Origin of the sequence: Photorhabdus sp. RW14-46 (assembly GCF_963887965.1) — a bacterium.
Taxonomy (GTDB): Bacteria; Pseudomonadota; Gammaproteobacteria; order Enterobacterales; family Enterobacteriaceae; genus Photorhabdus; species Photorhabdus laumondii.
Window position 1 is genome coordinate 50,839 of sequence record NZ_CAWPHH010000014.1, and the last position, 23,280, is coordinate 74,118.

A 23,280-nucleotide genomic window follows, 5' to 3' on the forward strand; every position below is an offset into this window, starting at 1 on the left:
ACTAACGCTATAGCTTCTCATTGTTCTACGGAAAATTTCTTATATGTTTGTGCGTATAATCACTGACAGAAAGGAAAACGCTTCATAATAGTGTAGTGGTTTATGATTCTTGTCAAATATTAACCTACTTAAACTAAACTTTTAATAATATTATTAGCTGTTTCTGTAAACTAATAACATTCACAAATCCTCCCGGAAAGTCTATGTACGAATTTAATCTTGTGTTGTTATTACTACAACAGATGTGTGTTTATTTGGTTATCGCCTGGCTACTAAGTAAAACACCACTATTTATTCCGCTGTTACAAGTCACTGTGCGTTTACCTCATAAGCTGCTGTGTTATGTCGCTTTTTCCATTTTCTGTATTATGGGAACCTATTTTGGTCTGCATGTAGGTGATTCCATTGCCAATACTCGTGCTATTGGAGCGGTCCTTGGCGGCCTTCTAGGTGGGCCAGGTGTCGGTGCGCTGGTGGGATTAACCGGTGGACTGCACCGCTACTCCCTTGGTGGGATGACCGCTTTTAGTTGCATGATATCGACCATTATTGAAGGTTTAATCGGTGGCATTATCCACAGCTATCTGACAAAACGTGGTCAGATAAACCGACTGATTAATCCCTGGACAGCCGCTATCGTCACGTTTTGCGCTGAAATAATACAGATGGGCATTTTACTACTGCTCGCCCGTCCATACAGTGAAGCATTAGCATTGGTCAAAAATATTGCAGCCCCTATGATCGTCACCAATAGTATCGGCTCAGCAATGTTTATACGTATCCTACTTGATCGGCGAGCGATATTTGAAAAATATACTAGTGCATTTTCTGCTCAGGCACTGAAAATCGCTGTCTATACGGAGGGTATTCTGCGAAAAGGATTTAATGAAAATAACAGTATGCGAGTAGCAAAAGTTATTTATCAACAACTGGAAATCGGCGCAGTTGCTATTACAGACAGAGAAAAACTCTTGGCATTTATTGGTATCGGTTCAGATCATCACCTTCCTGGAACACCTATTTCTTCGGAACAATCCCGTCGAGCAATTGAAAATAATGAAGTGGTTTATGCTGATGGCAATGAAATACCTTACCGTTGTTCAATCAACCCAACCTGCAAATTGGGTTCCACCTTAGTTATTCCGCTACAGGGAGAAAATCAGCAAGTTATTGGCGCAATCAAACTTTATGAAGCCAAAAACCGTCTGTTCAGCTCAATCAACCGCCCCCTAGGGGAAGGTATTGCCAGCCTGTTATCTGCCCAAATCCTCACAGGACAATATGAACGTAACAAACAATCACTGCTCCAATCAGAGATTAAGCTGCTTCATGCGCAAGTGAATCCTCACTTTTTATTTAATGCCTTAAATACCCTGCAAGCAGTGATCCGACAGGACAGCGATCAAGCAAGTCAATTAGTACAATATCTCTCAACCTTTTTCCGTAAAAACTTGAAACGGTCAGAAGAGATTGTCACGCTGTCTGATGAAATAGAGCATGTGAATGCTTACTTACAAATTGAGAAGGCGCGTTTCCGTGAGCATCTGCAAATAAACATTGAACTACCGGAATCTCTGCTTCACACCAAATTACCCGCTTTTTCTCTCCAGCCAATAGTAGAAAATGCGATCAAACACGGCACATCACAGTTATTAGAAACCGGTAGGGTTACTATTCGTGCTCATCAGCAGAATCAATTGTTAATACTGGAAGTGGAAGATAATGCCGGTCTTTATAAATCGGCCTCTATGGGGGATGGATTAGGAATGAGTCTGGTAGATAAACGACTACGACTTCGCTATGGTGAAAATTATGGTGCGCAAATAGATTGCCAGCCAGAAAAATTTACCCGCGTAATTTTACACTTGCCACTCATTAAAGAGGCTAATAAAACTGTGTGAATATGAATATATTAATTGTTGATGACGAACCGCTCGCACGAGAAAACCTACGTTGTTTGCTAGAAGAAGAACATGATATTCAAATTATTGGCGAATGCGCCAATGCCGTTGAAGCCATTGGTGCCATATATCATCTAAAACCCGATGTTGTATTTTTGGATATCCAAATGCCACGTATCACCGGATTAGAAATGGTTGGTATGCTCGATCCAGAACATCGTCCCTACATTGTTTTTCTGACCGCATTTGATGAATATGCAATACAAGCGTTTGAAGAACACGCATTTGACTATTTATTAAAACCACTGGAAAAAAATCGTCTAACCAAAACGTTACAACGATTACGGCAAGGGCATCAAAAACAAGATATTTCTATCCTGAAAGCAGAAGAACCACTGAAATATATCCCATGCACCGGCCACAGCCGAATCTGGCTTGTGCAACTGGATGAAATACTTTATGTCACCTCCCGTCCAAGTGGAGTTTATGTTATGTGTACCAATGGGCAGGAAGGATTTACTGAACTGACACTCCGTACACTGGAAACCCGCACACCATTGATGAGAAATCATCGTCAATATTTGGTCAATATGACCCATCTGCGCGAAATTCTATTTGGTGATCACGGACAGGCCGAACTGATCCTACGTAATGGTGAAACTATTCCTGTCAGCCGCCGTTATTTGAAACCATTGAAAGAAGCATTAGGATTGAAGTAACCGTGATATTCATCACCTTTTTAGCAGGTTAGTCAGTTCTTACTCACCGCTCACCTGCTGAATCTGACCACTTAACCCGCCATACAACCACTCACTCAGACACTCCCTTATAGCTTCCTTTACCTATGACAAGATACGAGTAAAAATTTATAACTCTCAGGAGAAGAGAAATGCAACACGCTCTCACATTTGTCATTGCAACGTTGTGTATTCTGGTTATCTGCTACCGCTTGTACGGCGTATTCTTTGTTAAAAAGGTACTGAAAGCAGATGACAGCGAGGTTACACCTTCCCATTTATTGGAAGACGGTAAAGATTATGTACCCACGAAAAAATGGGTCAATTTTGGTAGCCACTTCGCCGCAATCGCAGCCGCAGGACCGCTGGTTGGCCCTGTGTTAGCAGCCCAATACGGTTATTTGCCAAGTATGTTATGGTTATTAATCGGCTGTGTTATCGGCGGGGCCGTGCATGATACGGTTGTTTTATTCGCCTCAATGAAACATAGCGGTAAGTCCCTGTCAGAAGTTGCCAAAACAGAACTTGGCCCAATTGCTGGTTGGTGCACCGGCCTTGCAATGCTGTTCATCATTACTATTACTATGGCAGGTCTGTCCATGGTGGTTGTTCACGCGCTAGAGCGTAACCCTTGGGGGACATTTGCAGTATTTATGACCATTCCAGTCGCAATCGGTGTCGGTCTATGGGAGCGCTTCACAGGTAATATGCGCGGAGCAACATGGGTAGGTATTATTACCATTATGGCTTGTGTGATTGTCGGCCCTTACATTCAAGCATCCGCCTTCGGTGAATGGCTGAGCCTGCGTACATCAACTGTCAGCTTGGCACTGCCAATCTACGCATTTTTTGCAACCGCTCTGCCAGTATGGATGCTACTGACTCCCCGTGGTTATCTTTCTAGTTTTATGAAAATCGGCGTATTCGGCGCGCTAGTTGTGGGAGTCATCTTTATTAACCCGGAGATCCAGTTCCCGGCAGTCACTGAATTTATTCATGGCAATGGCCCTGTACTGGCTGGTCCGGTGTGGCCTTTTATCTCCATCACCATTGCGTGTGGTGCTATTTCTGGTTTTCATGCATTTATCGGCTCTGGCACAACACCAAAACAGATCGATAAGTGGAGTGATATTCTGCCAGTGGGTTTCGGTGCAATGCTGGCAGAATGTGTCGTTGGTGTCATGGCGTTGATCGCTGCCACTTCCCTATATCCTGCTGACTATTTCGCTATTAACTCCTCCCCAGAGGTCTTTGCTACATTGGGTATGGATGTTATCCATCTACCAAAACTGAGTCAGGAAATTGGTTTGGATCTGTATGGCCGTACCGGTGGTGCAGTCACATTGGCGGTTGGTATGGCAGATATCTTCACCCGCATCCCTTGGTTCAGCCAGCTAGCATCCTACTTTTTCCAGTTCGTCGTCATGTTTGAAGCCGTATTTATCCTGACAGCAGTTGATTCCGGTACGCGTGTTGCCCGCTACCTACTGCAAGATTTCCTGGGCGATATATGGGCACCTTTGAAACGTATCGACTGGTTACCGGGTTCCATTGGTTGCAGTATCGTTGCCTGTTTACTGTGGGGCTACCTACTGAATTCCGGCGATATCAATTCAGTCTGGGCACTATTCGGGGTATCCAATCAACTGATGGCCTCCATCGGCCTGATGATTGGTGCAACAATTATCCTACGTCTGTCTGAAAAACGCTGGTATATGCTGACCTGCCTGATACCACTCGCTTACCTGTACGTTACTGTGAACTACGCAGCTTACTGGATGGTGAAGAATGTTTACTTCAACTCCGCAACAAAAGGTTTCAATATCTTCAACGGAACAATCTCCATTGTGATGGTTATCCTCGGCATTGTGATTATGGTCTCTTCCATTATTCAATGGCTGAAACTGTGGCGTGCCCGCAGTACAAGTAATTCAGTTGAAGTACTAACTAACTGATCTCTTTCTGCATATCAAAAGCTGCCTTTTGTATAAAGAACAGCTTTTTTATTATAAAAATATTAAATCAATTAACTGATAACAAAAACGGCTCCTGTAAAAAGAGCCGCTTTATTATTTAAATATCAGTTCAGATGATTACTGTGCGTTACTATTGTTATAACGACGGCGTGGAGCAGATGAACCATGATCATCACCACGACCACGGAAATTGCTACGGCTCTGACCTTCACCACGACCTTCTCCACCGCGGCGTTCACCATTGAAGCGACGGCCACCACCATTGAAATTCTCACGATCACGGCGAGGGCCACTACCACTACTATTACCGTTACCATTACCGTTACCGTTACGCCCACCACCACGACGTTCACGGCGCTCAAATGGCTGTGCATCACCCATTAACTGCATATTCATTGGCTTATTCAGAATGCGGGTACGGGTAAAGTGGGATAACAAATCACCTGGCATGCCTTTTGGCAATTCAATCGTGGAATGCGTTGCAAACAATTTGATGTTGCCAATATAACGGCTGCTGATATCACCTTCATTAGCAATCGCACCAACGATATGACGAACTTCAACACCATCATCGCGGCCCACTTCAATACGGTACAACTCCATTTCACCAACATCACGGCGTTCACGACGAGGACGATCACTACGTTCGCCACGATCATCAAAACCATTACGACGACGATCATCACGTTCGTTGAATTCGCGGCGAGGACGACGAACCGGGTCCGGAGGCAGAATCAACGGGCGCTCACCCTGTGCCATTTTCAATAATGCAGCCGCCAGCGTTTCTATATCCAGATCTTCCGCAGGTTGCAGTTTAGACAACAGAGTACGGTACTGATCCAAATCGCTACTTTCCAATTGCTGCTGTACATTAGCGGCAAATCTTTCCAAACGACGCTGACTCAATAATTCAGCATTTGGCAGTTCAACTTCCGGGATAGTCAGCTTCATTGTACGTTCAACGTTACGTAACAAGCGACGTTCACGGTTTTCTACAAACAACAATGCACGACCTGCACGACCTGCACGGCCAGTACGGCCAATACGGTGAACATAAGATTCCGCATCCATTGGAATGTCATAGTTAACAACCAGACTGATGCGCTCAACATCCAAGCCACGCGCTGCAACATCAGTTGCAATCAAAATATCCAAACGGCCATCTTTCAGACGTTCCAATGTCTGCTCACGCAGTGCCTGGTTCATATCACCGTTTAGCGCCGCACTGTTGTAGCCATTACGCTCCAGTGCTTCTGCTACTTCCAACGTTGCATTTTTGGTACGCACAAAAATAATCGCAGCATCAAAATCCTCAGCTTCAAGGAAACGCACCAAAGCTTCATTTTTACGCATACCGTAAACAGACCAGTAGCTCTGGCTGATGTCAGGACGAGTCGTTACACTCGCTTGGATACGCACTTCTTGCGGATCGTTCATAAAACGACGAGTAATGCGACGGATAGCTTCTGGCATAGTTGCAGAGAACAGTGCAGTCTGATGTTCAGCAGGAATCTGGCTCATGATGTTTTCAACATCTTCGATAAAGCCCATACGCAGCATTTCGTCTGCTTCATCCAAAACTAAACCGCTCAGGTTAGACAGATCCAACGTACCACGCTTCAGATGATCCAGAAGACGCCCTGGTGTACCCACAACAATTTGTGGCCCTTGACGTAAAGCGCGTAACTGAACGTCATAACGTTGCCCACCATACAGTGCAACAACATTCACGTTACGCATATGTTTAGAAAAATCTGCGCATGCTTCGGCTACCTGTACCGCCAGTTCACGGGTCGGTGCCAACACAAGGATCTGCGGAGCTTTCAACTCAGCATTGATATTATGCAGTAAAGGCAGACTGAATGCCGCTGTTTTACCACTCCCCGTCTGTGCCATACCCAGTACGTCACGGCCATTTAATAAATGGGGAATACATTGTTGCTGAATTGGAGATGGCTTTTCATAGCCAAGATCTTCCAGCGCAGAAAGGATAGGTGCTGATAAACCCAGATCAGCAAAAGAGATTTCAGTCTCAGTGGTCATGTAATGGTGCCTCATTAGTTATGGCGGCCAGTCTACATAACGCATCGAAAAAAATTTCGGTCATTTTCATTTAAAATGTGAACTGGCTCAAAGTATTTAATTAAACGAACAAATAAGCCCTCATCGATCAAGATGATGGACTTTGTTAATCGATCTCGAAATGTTCGTCAGCTATTGCTGGTCCGATTCTGATAGGTCATCTTGTTCCTGGCCTAACAGCGCCAATTCCAACAATGCATAGCGGTGCTCAACAAAGTTATGTGCGTTGTTAGCTACCGTCAGCTTGAATAACGCAGATGCGCTATCCTTGTCCCCCAGACTTAGGTAATGTTTACCTAAATAGAAGTCAGTTTCACTGAGATGCTCAGCGAGCGAAGTGTTATCCGTTGCATTCTCTTTCAAGCGATTCATCAATGTATATTCACTAATTTTGCCTAAATAGAATTCAACTATATTCCAGCCCCATTGCCCCCGGTTCGCTTTTTCGTAGTGTTGCGACAAGTTCAACATCGCCCCTTTAGGATAAAATTCTTTTTCCACCAGGTACAACCACAACGAACGGAAAGGATCATTTGGATCGTCTTGATAAAACGCCTGCAGATCATCCTGCGCTAACTTATACCGACCACCGTAATACAACGCGATGCCACGGTTAAGACGCGCGTAATTGTAAGTTGGATCAAGCTCTAATACAGAATCAAACGCTTCATAGGCAGCATCAAAATTGCTAGCCTGTGTGAAGTAAATTCCCAGATAATTAAAAATCTCTGGAATATTAGGCCGAATAGATAAGGCAACAGAAAAATCATTCCGTGCCAAAGCCCTCAGCCCGAGACTATCATACAGCACACCTCTCTCATATAAAAGCTGCGCGTACTCATCTTCTGTCAATGACCGACTCGCAAGAATCTGTTCCATGCGAGCCAGAATGACTTCTTGTTGCAATGAAGGTTGTAACGGAATAGCAAAAACTTCGTTTTTACGCCAATCCTTGCTGCTGCATCCTGCCAAAAGAAGTATTGCTACAGCATAACACCAGCGCAGAAAAAGATTCATTTCCTACTCCCGAAAGTCAGACATTGATTAAGAATGCCCTATCACCCATATTGCATTTATTGGGCCTCCTGCCCTGAGTCTATAAACGGCGCTTTTTTACAAACGCCGTTTATACCCGTTATCTTTCAAGTTGCCTCTTTGTTGGCTGTACTCACTCACCCCGGTCACATAGTTATCTATGTTATCTATGCTCCCGAGGACTCACTCCCTTACCGTCGCGATGCATCTTGAAATCCATAGGGTATATACATCAAATTTATTCTGCTGATTGTGGTGCCACTGGTGTATCCTCGACAATTACTCCGACTGTCGCTTCTTTAATACTCAGACGAACACGACCCTGGCGATCAATTTCCAGAACTTTAACTGAGACTTCCTGACCAACCTGCAAATAGTCAGCCACTTTCTCAACACGCTTATCAGCAATCTGAGAAATATGTACCAGACCTTCTTTACCACCACCGATAGCAACAAACGCGCCAAAATCAACGATACGGGTTACTTTACCAGTGTAAATGCGAGCTACTTCGATCTCAGCAGTTATTTCTTCAATGCGACTGATGGCATGTTTTGCTTTTTCACCATCAGTTGCAGCAATTTTCACTGTGCCATCATCTTCAATTTCAATGGTGGTACCGGTTTCTTCTGTCAGTGCACGGATAACTGAACCACCTTTACCGATAACATCTTTGATCTTATCAGGATTGATCTTAATAGTGTGAATACGTGGTGCAAATTCAGAAATATCATTACGTGGGCTATTAATTGCCTGTTCCATTACACTCAGGATATGCAAACGCGCACCTTTTGCCTGATTCAGAGCAATTTGCATAATTTCACGGGTAATGCCTTCAATTTTGATGTCCATTTGCAGCGCGCTGATACCTTCACAGCTACCCGCTACTTTAAAGTCCATGTCTCCCAAATGATCTTCATCACCCAAGATGTCAGACAGAACAACAAAATTATCGTCTTCTTTCACTAATCCCATTGCAATACCAGCAACAGCAGCTTTAATCGGCACACCTGCATCCATCAACGCAAGAGATGCACCACAAACAGATGCCATTGAAGACGAGCCGTTTGATTCCGTGATTTCAGAAACGACCCGAACGGTATATGGGAATTCGTTAGCTTTTGGCATAACTGCCGCCACACCACGTTTGGCCAAACGACCATGACCAATTTCACGACGTTTTGGTGAACCCATCATACCTGTTTCACCAACAGAATATGGCGGGAAGTTGTAGTGCAGTAGGAAACGATCTGTGCGCTCACCCATCAACTCGTCAATGATCTGTGCATCACGTTCTGTACCCAAAGTCGCAGTAACCAAAGCCTGAGTTTCACCACGGGTAAACAGCGCAGAGCCATGAGTTCGAGGCAGAACACCAGTACGTACATCCAATGCACGCACCATATCTTTTTCACGACCATCAATACGTGGTTCACCACGCAAGACGCGGCTACGAACAACTTTTTTCTCTAAGCTACCCAGAATTTCATGGATTTCAGCTTCCTCTAAAGCTTCATCCTGTTCCAGCAGTGCTGCCGTAACTTCCTCTTTGATAGCATCAACCTGAGCATAACGCTCCTGTTTTTCAGTGATACGATAAGCATCACCCAAACGGTCTTCTGCCAATCCAGCTACACGGTCATGCAACGCTTGATTAACAGATTCTGGCACCCAATTCCATTTTTCTTTGCCTGCTTCCGCAGCCAACGCATTAATGTTATCAATAACCACCTGTTGTTGTTCATGACCGAATACTACCGCACCTAACATTTGCTCTTCAGTTAGAATGTCTGCTTCAGACTCAACCATCAGAACAGCACCAGCAGTACCTGAAACCACCAGATCTAAACGGCTATTTTTTAGCTCATCACTGGTTGGGTTCAGCACATACTGATCATTAATATAACCAACGCGAGCAGCACCAATTGGACCATTGAACGGGATACCAGATAGTGCCAGCACAGCAGAAGCACCGATCATTGCAACAATATCTGGATTAACTTGCGGGTTAACAGAAACAACTGTTGCTACAATCTGCACCTCGTTCAGGAAACCGTCCGGGAACAGAGGACGCAGAGGACGATCAATCAAACGAGCGACTAACGTTTCTCCTTCACCTGGACGACCTTCACGACGAAAGAAACTGCCAGGAACACGACCAGCAGCATAAGTACGCTCCTGATAGTTAACAGTCAGAGGAAAGAAATCCTGACCTTCTTTTACTTTCTTTTGACCAACAACAGTGACAAATACAGCCGTGTCATCCATATTGACCATGACAGCAGCTGTGGCCTGGCGTGCCATCATACCTGTTTCGATAGCAACGGTATGTTGGCCATATTGAAATTTACGAACAATCGGATTAAGCAAAATAATATCCTTTCGTTAACATTGCCTTTTATATTCAGCAGACAACAATGAATGATCTCTCCATGCCACATCCTCGCGACTAACGACAGGTCTTACTCCCTTAAGCACTCTCATTAGCCGCGCGAACCTCTGTAACTGAAGAGCCTAAACAAAAACCACCACCAGCATTTTTGTGCTGTTATCTATGATGGCTTCTCAGAAGAAAAGGGGCCCTATATGGCCCCTTTCCACTGAAACTTGCTTGATTAGCGACGCAGGCCAAGACGCCCAATCAGCGCAGTGTAACTTGTTACATTTTTACGCTTCAGATAGTCCAGAAGTTTACGACGCTGAGAAACCATGCGCAGCAGACCACGACGGCTGTGGTGATCTTTTTTGTGCTCTGAAAAATGGCCTTGCAAGTGGTTAATCTGTGCAGTTAGCAAAGCAATCTGTACTTCACTAGAGCCACTGTCATTCACATCACGACCAAATTCAGCAATAATTTGCGCTTTTGCTTCAGTACTTAGAGACATATTACAACTCCAAAAACATATAAAATAAAATTACAGGTGCCGATCTCTAATTCAGCCACCCAACATATAACTGCGCCATTCTACGCTGCAAATAAGTTAAGCGCAAGATAACCCAAAATACCTTAATCCCGGCTTTCGACAACTAAACGGCGGGGAGCAACAAGCCCATCATCATTGATAACAGCAATGCCAATGAATTTCCGTTCATCACCTTCAGTCACACGTACCATACTTTCAACTAAAGCTGGGGATTTGGCACTGCGCACCGCCTGACCTTGTTTAAAATAAGCCGCAACTACTGGAATCAAATTAACCTCTGGGAAATGAGCAATTGCACTATCCATTGGTAATAGTAATGAATCAATTAATTCGCCCACAGGTATTTCTTGATCTTTGGCCTGCTTTTGTAATTCATATAATTGCTCAAGTGTCACCATGCGATCATTTGGATAATTCGCTACCTGTAAACGCCTTAAATAAATAACGTGAGCACCACAGCCTAATAATTCACCTAAGTCATCAATAATAGTGCGAATATAAGTGCCTTTCGAACAGTGTATTTCCAATTCCAGTTCATCATTTTTCCAACAGATAAACTGTAATTCATAGACTGTAATTGGCCGTGCTTCGCGTTCTACCTCAATACCCTGACGAGCATACTCATACAATGGTTTTCCCTGATATTTCAGTGCAGAATACATGGAAGGAATTTGCATGGTATCACCACGGAATTTATCCAAAGCTGCATCAAGTTGAACCTGACTTAGCTGGATTGCCCTTTCACTGATGATTTGCCCGTGTGAATCTGATGTGTCAGTTCGCTGACCAAGACGAGCTATCACTCGATAACGCTTGTCAGAATCAAGTAAGAACTGGGAAAACTTCGTCGCTTCACCAAGGCAAACCGGTAGCATACCGGTTGCCAGTGGATCCAACGCGCCAGTGTGACCAGCTTTGCTAGCGTTGAAAATACGTTTTACTTTTTGTAACGCATCATTAGAAGAAATATCCTGCGGCTTATCCAGTAACAACACACCATGTATATCACGACCGCGACGATGACGCCCCATTACTTCTCCTCTTTGTGATCCGTAGAAGCCCGGCGCTGTTCATCATTCTTTACAACATTAGTAACCAGATTGGACATCCTCATCCCCTCTACCAAGGAATTATCGTAGGAGAAAGTCAGTTCCGGTACGACACGCAAACGCATTGCTTTACCTAGCAGAGAGCGAATAAAACCAGAAGCTTCATTCAATGCCTTAATACCATTCTTTACCACATCAGAATCATGTTCTTCAGTCAACACATTCAGAAAGGTGACGAATACTTTGGCATAAGCCAAATCACGAGAAACTTCAACGCCAGAAACAGTTGCCATACCAATTCGGGGATCTTTCACTTCTCGCTGTAAAATGATGGCAATCTCTTTTTGCATTTCCTGTGCAACGCGCTGAGTACGGCTGAATTCTCTTGCCATTGTTATATCTCCTGACATTTGGGGGGCAAAAGCCCCCCAATAATGAAATTAACCAGTGGTAGGAATTAAGCGATAGATCGTTTAACTTCAATAATTTCAAATACTTCGATCATGTCACCAACACGAACATCGTTGTAGTTCTTAACACCGATACCACATTCCATGCCATTACGGACTTCGTTAACGTCATCTTTAAAGCGGCGAAGGGATTCCAATTCACCTTCATAAATCACTACGTTATCACGCAACACGCGAATTGGATTATTACGTTTAATAGTACCTTCGGTCACCATACAACCCGCAATCGCACCAAATTTCGGTGATTTAAACACATCGCGAACTTCTGCTAGTCCCATGATCTGCTGTTTATATTCAGGTGCCAGCATACCACTCATTGCCTGTTTAACCTCATCAATCAGGCTATAGATAACAGAGTAATAACGCAGATCCAAACTTTCATTTTCAACAACCCGGCGTGCAGAAGCATCGGCGCGAACATTGAAGCCCAGAATAATTGCATTAGAAGCAGCAGCCAGTGTTGCATCAGTTTCAGTAATACCACCTACGCCAGAGCCGATGATTTTCACTTTCACTTCATCAGTAGACAATTGTTCCAATGCTTCGCGGATCGCTTCACATGATCCCTGAACGTCAGATTTCAGAACAATATTCAATTCAGAAACTTCACCTTCTTCCATGTTAGCAAACATGTTTTCCAGTTTAGATTTCTGCTGGCGAGCCAGTTTGACCTCACGGAATTTACCCTGACGATACAGAGCAACTTCACGAGCTTTCTTCTCATCACGTACAACAGTTGCTTCATCACCAGCCGCAGGTACGTTGGATAGGCCAAGGATTTCCACTGGAATAGATGGCCCCGCGGAGAACACTTCACGACCTAGCTCGTCACGCATTGCACGAACTCGTCCATATTCAAAGCCACAAAGTACTATATCACCTTTGTTCAAAGTACCTTCCTGAACCAGCACTGTCGCAACCGGGCCACGGCCTTTATCCAAGAATGATTCGATAACAACGCCGCTTGCCATACCAGAACGGACTGCTTTTAGTTCAAGAACTTCAGCTTGAAGTAAGATTGCGTCCAGCAATTCATCAATACCAATACCCGCTTTAGCGGATACATTGATAAACTGAGTTTCACCACCCCACTCTTCAGGCTGAACACCGTGCTGAGAAAGCTCACTCTTCACGCGATCCGGATCAGCTTCTGGTTTGTCGATCTTGTTAACCGCAACAACTACAGGCACACTCGCTGCTTTTGCATGCTGAATAGCTTCGATAGTCTGAGGCATCACTCCATCATCAGCAGCAACAACCAGGACTACGATGTCAGTAGCTTTTGCACCACGTGCACGCATTGAAGTAAATGCCGCATGCCCTGGGGTATCCAAGAAAGTAATCATGCCACTGTCAGTTTCAACATGGTAAGCACCGATATGCTGGGTAATACCACCCGCCTCACCAGAAGCAACTTTCGTAGAACGAATATAATCCAGCAGAGAAGTTTTACCGTGGTCAACGTGACCCATGATGGTCACAACCGGCGCACGCGGTTCAGCAACAGCTTCACCTGTATCGCGGTCACTCATCAGCGCTTCTTCCAGCTCATTCTCACGACGCAGGATAACTTTATGGCCCATTTCTTCAGCAACCAGCTGTGCAGTTTCCTGATCGATCACCTGATTAATGGTTGCCATTGCACCCATTTTCATCATGGCTTTGATGACCTGAGAACCTTTGACAGCCATTTTATTCGCCAATTCAGCAACAGTAATAGTTTCACCTATCACAACATCACGGTTAACAGCAGCTACAGGCTTATTGAAACTTTGTTGCAATGTACTGGTTTTACGTTGCTTGCCTTTTGTACGACCAACTGCACGGGCTTCTTCACGATCTGCTTTAGATTCAGAATGTTTATTATTTTTCTTCTGGCGAGTAGCCTTACCACTACGACCGCGGGCACGACGATCACCTTCAACTTTAGCATCATTTTCGTCTTCTGCTGCACGGGCATGACGGGAGGTAGTGACATGATAATCGTCGCTATCAATGGAATCTGAATCACTTGACCACTTATCCTGATTCTCTTCAGCCATACGACGAGCTTCCTCAGCAACGCGTTTAGCTTCTTCCTCTACCTTACGACGCATCTCTTCTTCTGCTTTACGCTTAAGATCGGCAGCTTCTGCTTCACGGCGTGCTTTTTCACTTTGAATTGTTTTATCAGTCTGTGCTGGTTTCTGTTTATGTTCGGTATGTTGATTGGTCACTTTTTCACTTTCCGCTGCCTGGCGCTTAGCTTTTTCAGCTGCTTCACGTTTGGCCTTTTCTTCTGCCTCACGTTTAGCCTGCTCTTCAACGAGTTTCTTCGCTGCTGCTTCGGCTTCGCGTTGCGCTTTTTCTTCTGCTTCGCGCCGTGCTTGCTCTTCCGCTTCACGCTTCGCCTGCTCTTCCGCTTTAGCCTGTTCAACTGCATCACGGTTCACATATGTACGCTTTTTGCGGACCTCAACGGCTACCGGTTTGCTTTTACCATCGGTGCCTGAAACATTCAGCGTACTACGTGTCTTACGCTGCAATGTCAATTTATCGGGTTTACCAGCTGAACCACCTTGCTCGCGGTTCAAATGCGCCAGTAAAGCTTCTTTTTCTTTCTGGGAGACAAAATCAGTTTCGGTTTTTTTAATCCCTGCATCAGCAAATTGCTGCACCAAGCGATCAACCGAAGTCTGTATCTCTTCTGCCAGTGATTTTACGGTTACATCTGTCATGCTGTTCCTTCCTGCTACGGTTTATTACGCATCATCGCCAAACCAACAGATATTTCGGGCAGCCATGATGAGCTCGCCTGTTTTCTCATCATTCAAACCTTCAATATCAGATAGGTCGTCGATACCCTGCTCGGCAAGATCTTCCAGCGTACAGATGCCACGGGCAGCCAGGTCAAATGCCAGAGTACGATTCATACCAGTCAGATTTAACAACTCTTCAGTTGGTTGTTTATCACTGAGGCTTTCTTTCTGAGCCAGTTCCAGAGTAGTTAAAGCAGCTTTCGCACGTTCACGCAGGACTTCGATAGTTTCCTCATCAAGGCCTTCAATTTCTAGAAGTTCCTTAATTGGTACATAGGCCAATTCTTCCAGAGTTGAGAACCCTTCTTCGACTAGAACAGTAGCAAATTCTTCATCAATATCGAGATGCTTAGTGAATGTATCAATAGAAGCATGAGCTTCTGCCTGATGTTTTGCTTGTAACTCTTCAGCAGTCATGACATTTAATTCCCATTTGTCATCACCACGATGTTTTTTCAACAACTGCGCAGCCAGGCGCACATTTTGACCATTACGGCCAATAGCCTGCGCTAAGTTGTTGCTTTCAACGGCAACATCCATCGTACACTTGTCTTCGTCGACAACAATAGATGCAACATCAGCCGGAGCCATAGCATTAATGACAAACTGAGCAGGATTATCATCCCACAGTACGATATCGATTCGTTCGCCGCCCAGTTCACTGGAAACAGCCTGTACTCGCGCGCCACGCATGCCAACGCAAGCACCTACCGGATCGATACGCTTGTCATTCGTTTTTACTGCAATCTTAGCGCGAGATCCCGGATCGCGGGCAGCAGCTTTAATTTCAATCAGCTCCTCACCAATTTCCGGAACCTCAATACGGAACAGTTCAACCAGCATTTCCGGGCGGGAACGACTGACAAACAGTTGCGCACCTCGTGCTTCAGGGCGAACATCATACAGTACACCACGCACGCGGTCACCTGGGCGAAAATTTTCCCTTGGTAACATATCTTCGCGAAGGATAACGGCCTCAGCATTATTGCCTAAATCAAGAGTGATATTCTCACGATTGACTTTCTTAACCACACTGGTGATGATCTCACCTTGCTGTTCGCGGAACTGATCAACAACCATAGCGCGCTCAGCCTCACGTACTTTTTGTACAATAACCTGTTTAGCGGTTTGCGTTGTAATACGATCAAACGTTACTGATTCAATTTGATCTTCGGTATAGCTACCCAAATCGATTTCAGGCTCTTCAAATCTAGCCGCTTCTAGCGTAATTTCACGAGTCGGCTGAGTCACTTCTTCAACAACTAACCAACGACGGAAAGTGTCAAAATCACCAGATTTACGGTCAATGCTGACACGAACATCGATATCTTGTTCATATTTTTTCTTGGTGGCTGTGGCCAATGCTGTTTCCAGCGCCTCGAAGATCTTTTCGCGTGGAAGGGATTTTTCGTTGGAAACCGCTTCCACAACAGCCAGAATTTCTTTATTCATCCTAGTTGCCTCATCCGAACTTTAAAAGTGGGGTACCAGGTTCGCTTTCTGGATGTTGCTCAGTGCGAACACTTCATCTTTTCCATCCACCGTAACCGTGATCATTTCGCCGTCGACAGTTTTAATAATACCCAGCCATTTCCGACGGTTTTGCATTGCTATACGTAAAACCAGACTGACTTCCTCACCAATAAAACGCTGGTAATGTTCAGTCGTGAACAATGGGCGTTCTAAGCCAGGTGAAGAAATTTCCAGGTTATAAAGCACTGAGATAGGATCTTCGACATCCAATACCGCACTGACCTGGTGGCTAACATCAGCACAATCATCAACAGTGATACCATTCTCACTATCAATATAAATCCGCAGTGTAGAAACACGTGCACGAATAAACTCCAAGCCGACTAACTCAAAGCCTAAAGCTTCAACTGGTGCTGAAATCATCGCTGTTAATTTTTGCTCTAATGTGGACAAGCCCACCCCCAAGACATAAAAAAAGGGCTAATTAGCCCAGTAGTTCTGTTGTCAAATAACAAAAAACCCCGAAATTCGGGGCTTTATGCAACTGGACCCTATTTGCTGCCAGTGGCTTCAACCACTCACTTCATGCCCCTTTAAATCAGAATCAATATTTCAAATATTGCTGAATCATTTCGCTCAAAAAGGTGCATCTCAATTTAAGAAGTGGTTGCGGGAGCCGGATTTGAACCGACGACCTTCGGGTTATGAGCCCGACGAGCTACCATGCTGCTCCATCCCGCGTTCGAAAACGTGGCAAATATTACGCCGATAGCTGCAAAAACGCAAGCTATCCGAATAATGGTACCGAGGACGGGACTTGAACCCGTAAGCCCTAGTGTGGGCACTACCACCTCAAGGTAGCGTGTCTACCAATTTCACCACCTCGGCACTACATGAAGCTATCACTGATTAAACAGCCTCATCTTAATTCTTTCCTGTGACGATTACTGAGGAATATCACTATTTGGTGCTGCTGGTGCCGTCGGAATCTCCGTTGACTTCTCGACTTTAGCAGGCTCGCCAATGTTTTCCCACTTACTGCTTGTACCAGTCTGGTTACTGGTCATATTGCCAAGCACCAAACTAATAATGAAAAACAGAGTGGCGAAAAGCGCAGTCATACGAGTCATAAAGTTACCAGAGCCCGATGAACCAAACAGCGTCGCAGAGGCACCCGCACCAAAGGAAGCACCCATATCAGCACCTTTACCCTGCTGTAGCATAACCAAGGCAATTAGCCCGATAGCAACTAGCAAGAAAACAACTAAAAGAGCTCCATACATATGTCGTACCTATGTCCTCGTGGGGTTTACCACGGTTTACGTGGCTACCTTATACCGCATCACCCACTCAAACAGGCTAATCACCTGACCGAGTGGGTCTGAATACTAACCAAACCACATCTGATACGCAAGGTTAATTTCAATAATCAGAATCACTTGAGGAAAAAAACAACAAATTAGCCCGCATGTTTCACCGCATCAGCAATACGATGAGCCAAGGCCGTGACTTGCACATCATCTTCACCTTCTACCATGACACGAATCAATGGCTCAGTACCAGATTTACGTAATAATACCCGTCCACGACCATTTAATTCAGTTTCAACAGATTTAGTAATATTAATTACATTTTCCGATTTAAGTGGATCGTGTGAACCGGAGAAACGAACATTTACCAGTACCTGTGGCAAAAGTTTCATACCACTACACAGATCGTGCAAACTCATATGGTTACGTACCATAGCACTCAGAATCTGAAGGCCAGCAACAATGCCGTCACCTGTAGTTGTTTTATCCAGTAAGATAACATGACCAGAGTTTTCGGCCCCTAAACGCCAACCTTCTTCCTGCAATTTTTCCAGCACATAACGGTCACCCACTTTAGCACGCAAAAATGGGATACCAAGCTGCTTCAATGCTAACTCCAACCCCATATTACTCATCAGCGTACCAACAACGCCACCACGCAGTTGTCCTTGTCTCAATGCTTCACGGGCAATAATATAAAGGATCTGGTCGCCATCAACTTTCTGTCCCAAATGGTCAACCATAATAACGCGATCACCATCACCATCAAATGCCAAACCAACATCTGCTTTCTCTTCTACAACACGTTGCTGCAACAAACGAACATCGGTAGCACCACACTTTTCATTAATATTGATACCGTTTGGTTCACAGCCAATCGTCACAACATCAGCCCCTAGTTCTCTGAGTACATTTGGAGCAATGTGGTAAGTCGCACCGTTAGCGCAATCAAGTACAATTTTCAATCCATTAAGACTTTGCTCACTTGGAAATGTACCTTTACAGAATTCGATATAACGACCAGCAGCATCAACAATACGATTTGCACGCCCCAACTCTGCGGATTCCACACAAGTCAGTGGCTTTTCCATTTCAGCTTCAATCGCTTCTTCCACATCATCCGGCAGTTTCGTACCATCAATAGAGAAAAATTTAATACCGTTATCATAATAAGGATTATGAGAAGCAGAGATAACAATTCCAGCTTCAGCACGGAAAGTTCGGGTCAGATAAGCAACAGCAGGTGTTGGCATAGGACCAGTGAACGAAGCAGATAAACCAGCCGCAGCTAAACCTGCTTCTAAAGAAGATTCCAGCATATAGCCAGAAATACGGGTATCTTTACCGATAATGATCTTACGAGAACCATGACGAGCCAGTACCTTACCCGCAGCCCAACCAAGCTTTAACACAAAATCTGGCGTAATTGGGCTATCTCCCACTTTGCCACGGATACCATCGGTACCAAAGTATTTGCGGTTACTCATAATTTCTTTTCTTCCTTTGCTGAAAGTGTTGCTCCGACAATGTGCATTGCCTGCACGGTTTCTTTGACATCATGTACCCGAATAATTTGCGCTCCTTGCATAGCAGCGATAACTGCGCAAGCTACACTACCGATAACCCTTTCTTGTGGCGGCACATGAAGCAACTGACCTATCATAGATTTACGTGACATTCCTGCTAGCACAGGTAAACCAAATTGATGAAATTGATTTAAATGCGCCAGTAACTGATAGTTATGCTTCAAGTTCTTGCCAAAACCGAAGCCAGGATCAAGAACAAGTTTATCTTTTGTTATCCCTGCCATCGCACAACGTTCAATTTGCTCAGTAAAAAATTGGTTCACTTCTATTAACAAATTTTCATAATGTGGAGCATCCTGCATAGTACGTGGTTGGCCTTTCATATGCATCAAGCAAACGGATAAGCCAGATTTAGCTACGCTTTCCAAAGCACCAGGCTCTTGTAATGCACGAATATCGTTAATCAAATGGGCACCAGCTTTTGCTGACTCACTCATCACCAATGCTTTCGAAGTATCAACAGAAATCCAGATATTAAATCGTTGAGCTAAAGCCTCAACAACCGGAACAACACGATCCACTTCTTCCTGCTCACTAACTTCATCAGCTCCCGGACGGGTAGATTCCCCACCGATATCAATGATCGCAGCGCCTTCATTAATCATCTTCTCAGCATGTTGTAAGGCCATATTCAGGGTATTATGAGCCCCACCATCAGAAAATGAATCTGGAGTCACATTCAAAATACCCATTACTTGTGGACGGGAAAGATCGAGAACATTGTCTCTGGCTCTGAGTTTCATGTTAGGCTACCTTCAATGTCAAAACCCCAGGGCTTACCTGGGGTTTCATGAATATCAATCAGACTACGAAACCATAGAACAATTACTGATCTTTATTTCCTGACTGCCCTACTTGCTCACCACCTTGCGCCAATGTATTGATATCATCAGTTGGTTTTGCAGCTTGTGGAGGAGGTGTATTACCTGTTGGGCGACTGTTATTACTGCTGCCGTTATCACTTTCCCATCCTGCTGGTGGACGAACATTTGTACGATTCATTAAGTCATCAATCTGGGGAGCATCAATAGTTTCGTACTTCATCAATGCATCTTTCATCGAATGCAGAATATCAAGGTTGTCCATCAGAATCTGACGAGCACGTTGATAGTTATGATCGATAATTGCCTTAACTTCCTGATCAATAAGACGAGCAGTTTCATCAGACATGTGCTTAGCTTTAGCAACTGAACGGCCAAGGAACACTTCCCCTTCTTCCTCTGCATAGAGTAATGGGCCAAGTTTTTCCGAGAAACCCCACTGCGTTACCATGTTACGGGCAATTGATGTCGCCACTTTGATATCATTAGATGCACCAGTAGAAACACTGTCTGGACCATAAATAATCTCTTCCGCTAGACGACCTCCATATAAGGTTGAAATCTGGCTTTCCAACTTCTGGCGACTAGCGCTGATCTGATCGCCTTCCGGTAGGAAAAAAGTCACCCCCAAAGCGCGACCACGCGGAATAATGGTAACTTTATGAACAGGATCATGCTCAGGAACCAGACGGCCAATAATAGCATGGCCTGCTTCATGATAAGCCGTTGATTCTTTCTGCTCTTCCGTCATCACCATAGAGCGGCGTTCAGCGCCCATCATGATTTTGTCTTTCGCTTTTTCGAATTCAACCATAGAAACTACGCGTCTGTTACCACGGGCAGCAAACAAAGCAGCTTCATTCACCAAGTTAGCCAAATCAGCACCAGAGAATCCCGGAGTACCGCGAGCAATGACAGAAGCATCAACATCTGTATCCAGAGGAACCCGGCGCATATGAACTTTCAGAATCTGCTCGCGGCCACGTACGTCTGGCAAACCAACAACAACCTGACGGTCAAAACGACCTGGACGCAACAACGCAGGATCAAGTACGTCGGGACGGTTAGTCGCGGCAATAACGATAATACCTTCGTTGCCTTCAAAACCATCCATCTCAACCAACATCTGGTTTAGAGTCTGCTCACGTTCATCGTGACCGCCACCCAAACCAGCGCCACGCTGACGGCCCACCGCATCAATTTCATCAATAAAGATGATACAAGGTGCTGCTTTCTTCGCCTGCTCGAACATATCACGAACACGGGATGCACCAACACCAACAAACATTTCAACAAAATCAGAACCAGAGATAGTAAAGAACGGCACTTTCGCTTCACCAGCAATTGCTTTTGCCAGTAAAGTCTTACCCGTACCCGGAGGCCCAACCATCAGAATACCTTTCGGAATTTTTCCACCCAACTTCTGGAAGCGGCCTGGCTCGCGCAGATATTCCACCAGTTCACCAACTTCTTCTTTCGCTTCGTCGCAACCAGCAACATCAGCAAAAGTGGTTTTAATCTGATCTTCTGTCAGCATACGGGCCTTGCTTTTACCAAAAGACATTGCCCCTTTACCGCCACCACCCTGCATCTGACGCATAAAGAAAATCCAGACCCCAATAAGCAGCAACATCGGGAACCAGGAAATGAAAATAGAAGTTAGCAGACTTGGTTCCTCTGGGGGTTCACCAACCACTTTTACGTTTTTATTCAGTAACGTATCTAGCAGTTTTTCATCCTGTACTGGTAGGTAAGTGGTGTATCTGCTGTTATCTTTCCTACTAACGTTAATTTCACGACCTGTGATACGAACTTCGCGCACCTGATCCTGGGCTAATTCATTGATGAAGGTAGAATAATCCACCCTACGACTATTGGAATCGCTGGGACCAAAACTCTGGAATAACGACATCAGCACAACTGCGATAACTAACCAGAGAATCAGGTTTTTCGCCATGTCACTCAAGGGATTAACCTCATATTACAACTGTGTTAACAAATAGCATTCAGGGTACTATAGTTTCCGCCCTGTCGCTACAATGTATACTTCACGCGATCGGGCCCGCGAAGCGTCTGGCTTACGAACTTTCACGTTCGTAAATAGGGAGCGAATTTCCCTCAGGTATTCATCAAAGCCCTCTCCCTGAAACACTTTGACAATAAAACTCCCCTCGGGGGCCAGCACATCACGACACATATCTAACGCCAATTCAACCAGATACATGGATCGAGGAATATCGACCGCAGGTGTTCCGCTCATATTGGGTGCCATATCCGACATGACGACCTGGACTTTGTTATCACCAACTCGCTCAAGCAATGTTTTCAATACAAGTTCATCACGAAAATCACCCTGAAGGAAATCGACGCCAACAATGGGATCCATCGGTAAAAGATCACAGGCAATCACTCGCCCATTATCACTAATTTGACTCACTGCGTACTGAGACCATCCACCAGGAGCTGCGCCTAAATCGACAACGGTCATGCCAGGCTTAAAAATTTTGTCACTTTGTTGAATTTCATCAAGTTTAAACCAAGCGCGAGAACGAAGCCCTTTTTTCTGTGCTTGTAGAACATATTTATCACTAAAGTGTTCTTGTAACCAGCGACTGGAGCTTGCCGAACGTTTTTTATTGGCCATTGTCCTTTCCAACTATACAACGAATAAAGAGCCAGATATCTATTGCTCCGTACATCAAAACCACAACACACTATTTATGGTGATAGAGATGAGATGGCGGTAGAATGTCTCGTTTTCAATCCTAACTAAGCAAAAAAACAATGGCCCTTAACAAAAAACAAGTACAACACCTGAAAAGTCTCGCTCACCCGCTAAAACCTGTTGTCATGATTGGTAATAACGGCCTGACCGAGGGTGTGTTGGCCGAAATTGAACAAACGCTGTCACACCATGAGCTTATCAAAGTCAAAATCGCAGGCGAAGATCGTGAAACCAAAAATTTGATCGCCGATGCAATTGTCCGCGAGACCGGTGCATATAATGTGCAAGTTATCGGTAAAACTCTAGTTCTTTACCGCCAATCGGGAGAACGCAAAATTATTTTACCTAAATAATCAAACCACATTTATATAAAATGCGGTGCGCATATTATGATA

At 44.7% G+C, this 23,280-nt stretch carries 19 protein-coding genes and 2 tRNA genes; 4 read left to right on the forward strand and 17 right to left on the reverse strand.

Annotation, left to right across the window (positions count from 1 at the left end; translation table 11 throughout):
• The first annotated feature begins 203 nt into the window (after positions 1-203).
• From AACQ38_RS13245 to AACQ38_RS13255, 3 genes are all read left to right on the forward strand, one after another.
• Entirely contained in the window at positions 204-1,901 is a 1,698-nt protein-coding gene (locus AACQ38_RS13245; protein ID WP_165578323.1) for a sensor histidine kinase, read from the forward strand.
• A 2-nt stretch (positions 1,902-1,903) separates the two neighbouring features.
• Positions 1,904-2,620, forward strand: a complete 717-nt coding sequence (gene btsR, locus AACQ38_RS13250; protein ID WP_165578324.1) for a two-component system response regulator BtsR — start codon at positions 1,904-1,906, stop codon at positions 2,618-2,620.
• A gap of 170 nt (positions 2,621-2,790) precedes the next feature.
• The gene (locus AACQ38_RS13255; protein WP_165578325.1) at positions 2,791-4,593 is read left to right on the forward strand and encodes a carbon starvation CstA family protein; all 1,803 of its coding nucleotides are present in this window, start codon (positions 2,791-2,793) and stop codon (positions 4,591-4,593) included.
• Positions 4,594-4,731: 138 nt separating this feature from the next.
• Here AACQ38_RS13255 and AACQ38_RS13260 read toward each other — a convergent pair whose 3' ends face one another.
• The 17 genes from AACQ38_RS13260 to rlmE form a co-directional block, all read right to left on the reverse strand.
• On the reverse strand, positions 4,732-6,657 hold the full coding sequence (locus AACQ38_RS13260; RefSeq protein ID WP_165578326.1) for a DEAD/DEAH family ATP-dependent RNA helicase: 1,926 nt from the start codon (positions 6,655-6,657) through the stop codon (positions 4,732-4,734).
• A complete protein-coding gene (gene yrbN / locus AACQ38_RS24105; RefSeq protein ID WP_105394837.1) occupies positions 6,647-6,727 on the reverse strand; it encodes a protein YrbN in 81 nt (26 codons plus the stop codon). Before yrbN ends, AACQ38_RS13260 begins: the two co-directional genes overlap by 11 nt.
• 101 nt (positions 6,728-6,828) lie before the next feature.
• Entirely contained in the window at positions 6,829-7,713 is an 885-nt protein-coding gene (nlpI, locus tag AACQ38_RS13265) for a lipoprotein NlpI (RefSeq protein WP_011148600.1), read from the reverse strand.
• A gap of 256 nt (positions 7,714-7,969) precedes the next feature.
• Positions 7,970-10,099: a polyribonucleotide nucleotidyltransferase gene (gene pnp / locus AACQ38_RS13270; RefSeq protein ID WP_011148601.1), complete on the reverse strand. Its 2,130-nt coding sequence runs from the start codon at positions 10,097-10,099 to the stop codon at positions 7,970-7,972.
• A gap of 245 nt (positions 10,100-10,344) precedes the next feature.
• Positions 10,345-10,614, reverse strand: coding sequence for a 30S ribosomal protein S15 (gene rpsO / locus AACQ38_RS13275; RefSeq protein WP_011148602.1), 270 nt, complete (start codon positions 10,612-10,614; stop codon positions 10,345-10,347).
• Positions 10,615-10,736: 122 nt separating this feature from the next.
• Positions 10,737-11,684: a tRNA pseudouridine(55) synthase TruB gene (gene truB, locus AACQ38_RS13280; RefSeq protein WP_165578327.1), complete on the reverse strand. Its 948-nt coding sequence runs from the start codon at positions 11,682-11,684 to the stop codon at positions 10,737-10,739.
• Complete coding sequence (gene rbfA, locus AACQ38_RS13285) at positions 11,684-12,094, reverse strand: 30S ribosome-binding factor RbfA (RefSeq protein WP_011148604.1); 411 nt, start codon at positions 12,092-12,094, stop codon at positions 11,684-11,686. The genes truB and rbfA overlap by 1 nt, the downstream gene beginning before the upstream one ends.
• A 65-nt stretch (positions 12,095-12,159) precedes the next feature.
• A complete protein-coding gene (gene infB, locus AACQ38_RS13290) occupies positions 12,160-14,889 on the reverse strand; it encodes a translation initiation factor IF-2 (protein WP_011148605.1) in 2,730 nt (909 codons plus the stop codon).
• A gap of 24 nt (positions 14,890-14,913) precedes the next feature.
• A complete protein-coding gene (nusA, locus tag AACQ38_RS13295; RefSeq protein WP_011148606.1) occupies positions 14,914-16,422 on the reverse strand; it encodes a transcription termination factor NusA in 1,509 nt (502 codons plus the stop codon).
• A 21-nt stretch (positions 16,423-16,443) separates the two neighbouring features.
• Positions 16,444-16,896 carry a ribosome maturation factor RimP gene (rimP, locus tag AACQ38_RS13300; RefSeq protein ID WP_011148607.1) on the reverse strand — a complete coding sequence of 151 codons (453 nt, stop codon included), beginning with the start codon at positions 16,894-16,896 and terminating at the stop codon, positions 16,444-16,446.
• Between the two features lie 211 nt (positions 16,897-17,107).
• Positions 17,108-17,184 (reverse strand) — tRNA-Met (locus AACQ38_RS13305).
• Positions 17,185-17,242: 58 nt separating this feature from the next.
• Positions 17,243-17,331, reverse strand: a tRNA-Leu gene (locus tag AACQ38_RS13310).
• Between the two features lie 56 nt (positions 17,332-17,387).
• Positions 17,388-17,726 carry a preprotein translocase subunit SecG gene (gene secG / locus AACQ38_RS13315; RefSeq protein WP_165578328.1) on the reverse strand — a complete coding sequence of 113 codons (339 nt, stop codon included), beginning with the start codon at positions 17,724-17,726 and terminating at the stop codon, positions 17,388-17,390.
• 176 nt (positions 17,727-17,902) lie between these two features.
• Positions 17,903-19,240: a phosphoglucosamine mutase gene (gene glmM, locus AACQ38_RS13320; RefSeq protein ID WP_011148609.1), complete on the reverse strand. Its 1,338-nt coding sequence runs from the start codon at positions 19,238-19,240 to the stop codon at positions 17,903-17,905.
• Positions 19,237-20,082, reverse strand: coding sequence for a dihydropteroate synthase (folP, locus tag AACQ38_RS13325; RefSeq protein ID WP_011148610.1), 846 nt, complete (start codon positions 20,080-20,082; stop codon positions 19,237-19,239). The genes glmM and folP overlap by 4 nt, the downstream gene beginning before the upstream one ends.
• 82 nt (positions 20,083-20,164) lie before the next feature.
• Positions 20,165-22,126, reverse strand: coding sequence for an ATP-dependent zinc metalloprotease FtsH (gene ftsH, locus AACQ38_RS13330; RefSeq protein ID WP_165578329.1), 1,962 nt, complete (start codon positions 22,124-22,126; stop codon positions 20,165-20,167).
• Between the two features lie 48 nt (positions 22,127-22,174).
• Positions 22,175-22,804, reverse strand: a complete 630-nt coding sequence (gene rlmE, locus AACQ38_RS13335) for a 23S rRNA (uridine(2552)-2'-O)-methyltransferase RlmE (RefSeq protein WP_165578330.1) — start codon at positions 22,802-22,804, stop codon at positions 22,175-22,177.
• A 140-nt stretch (positions 22,805-22,944) separates the two neighbouring features.
• Between rlmE and yhbY the strand changes: the two genes are divergently transcribed.
• Complete coding sequence (gene yhbY / locus AACQ38_RS13340) at positions 22,945-23,238, forward strand: ribosome assembly RNA-binding protein YhbY (RefSeq protein WP_165578331.1); 294 nt, start codon at positions 22,945-22,947, stop codon at positions 23,236-23,238.
• Positions 23,239-23,280: the final 42 nt, after the last annotated feature.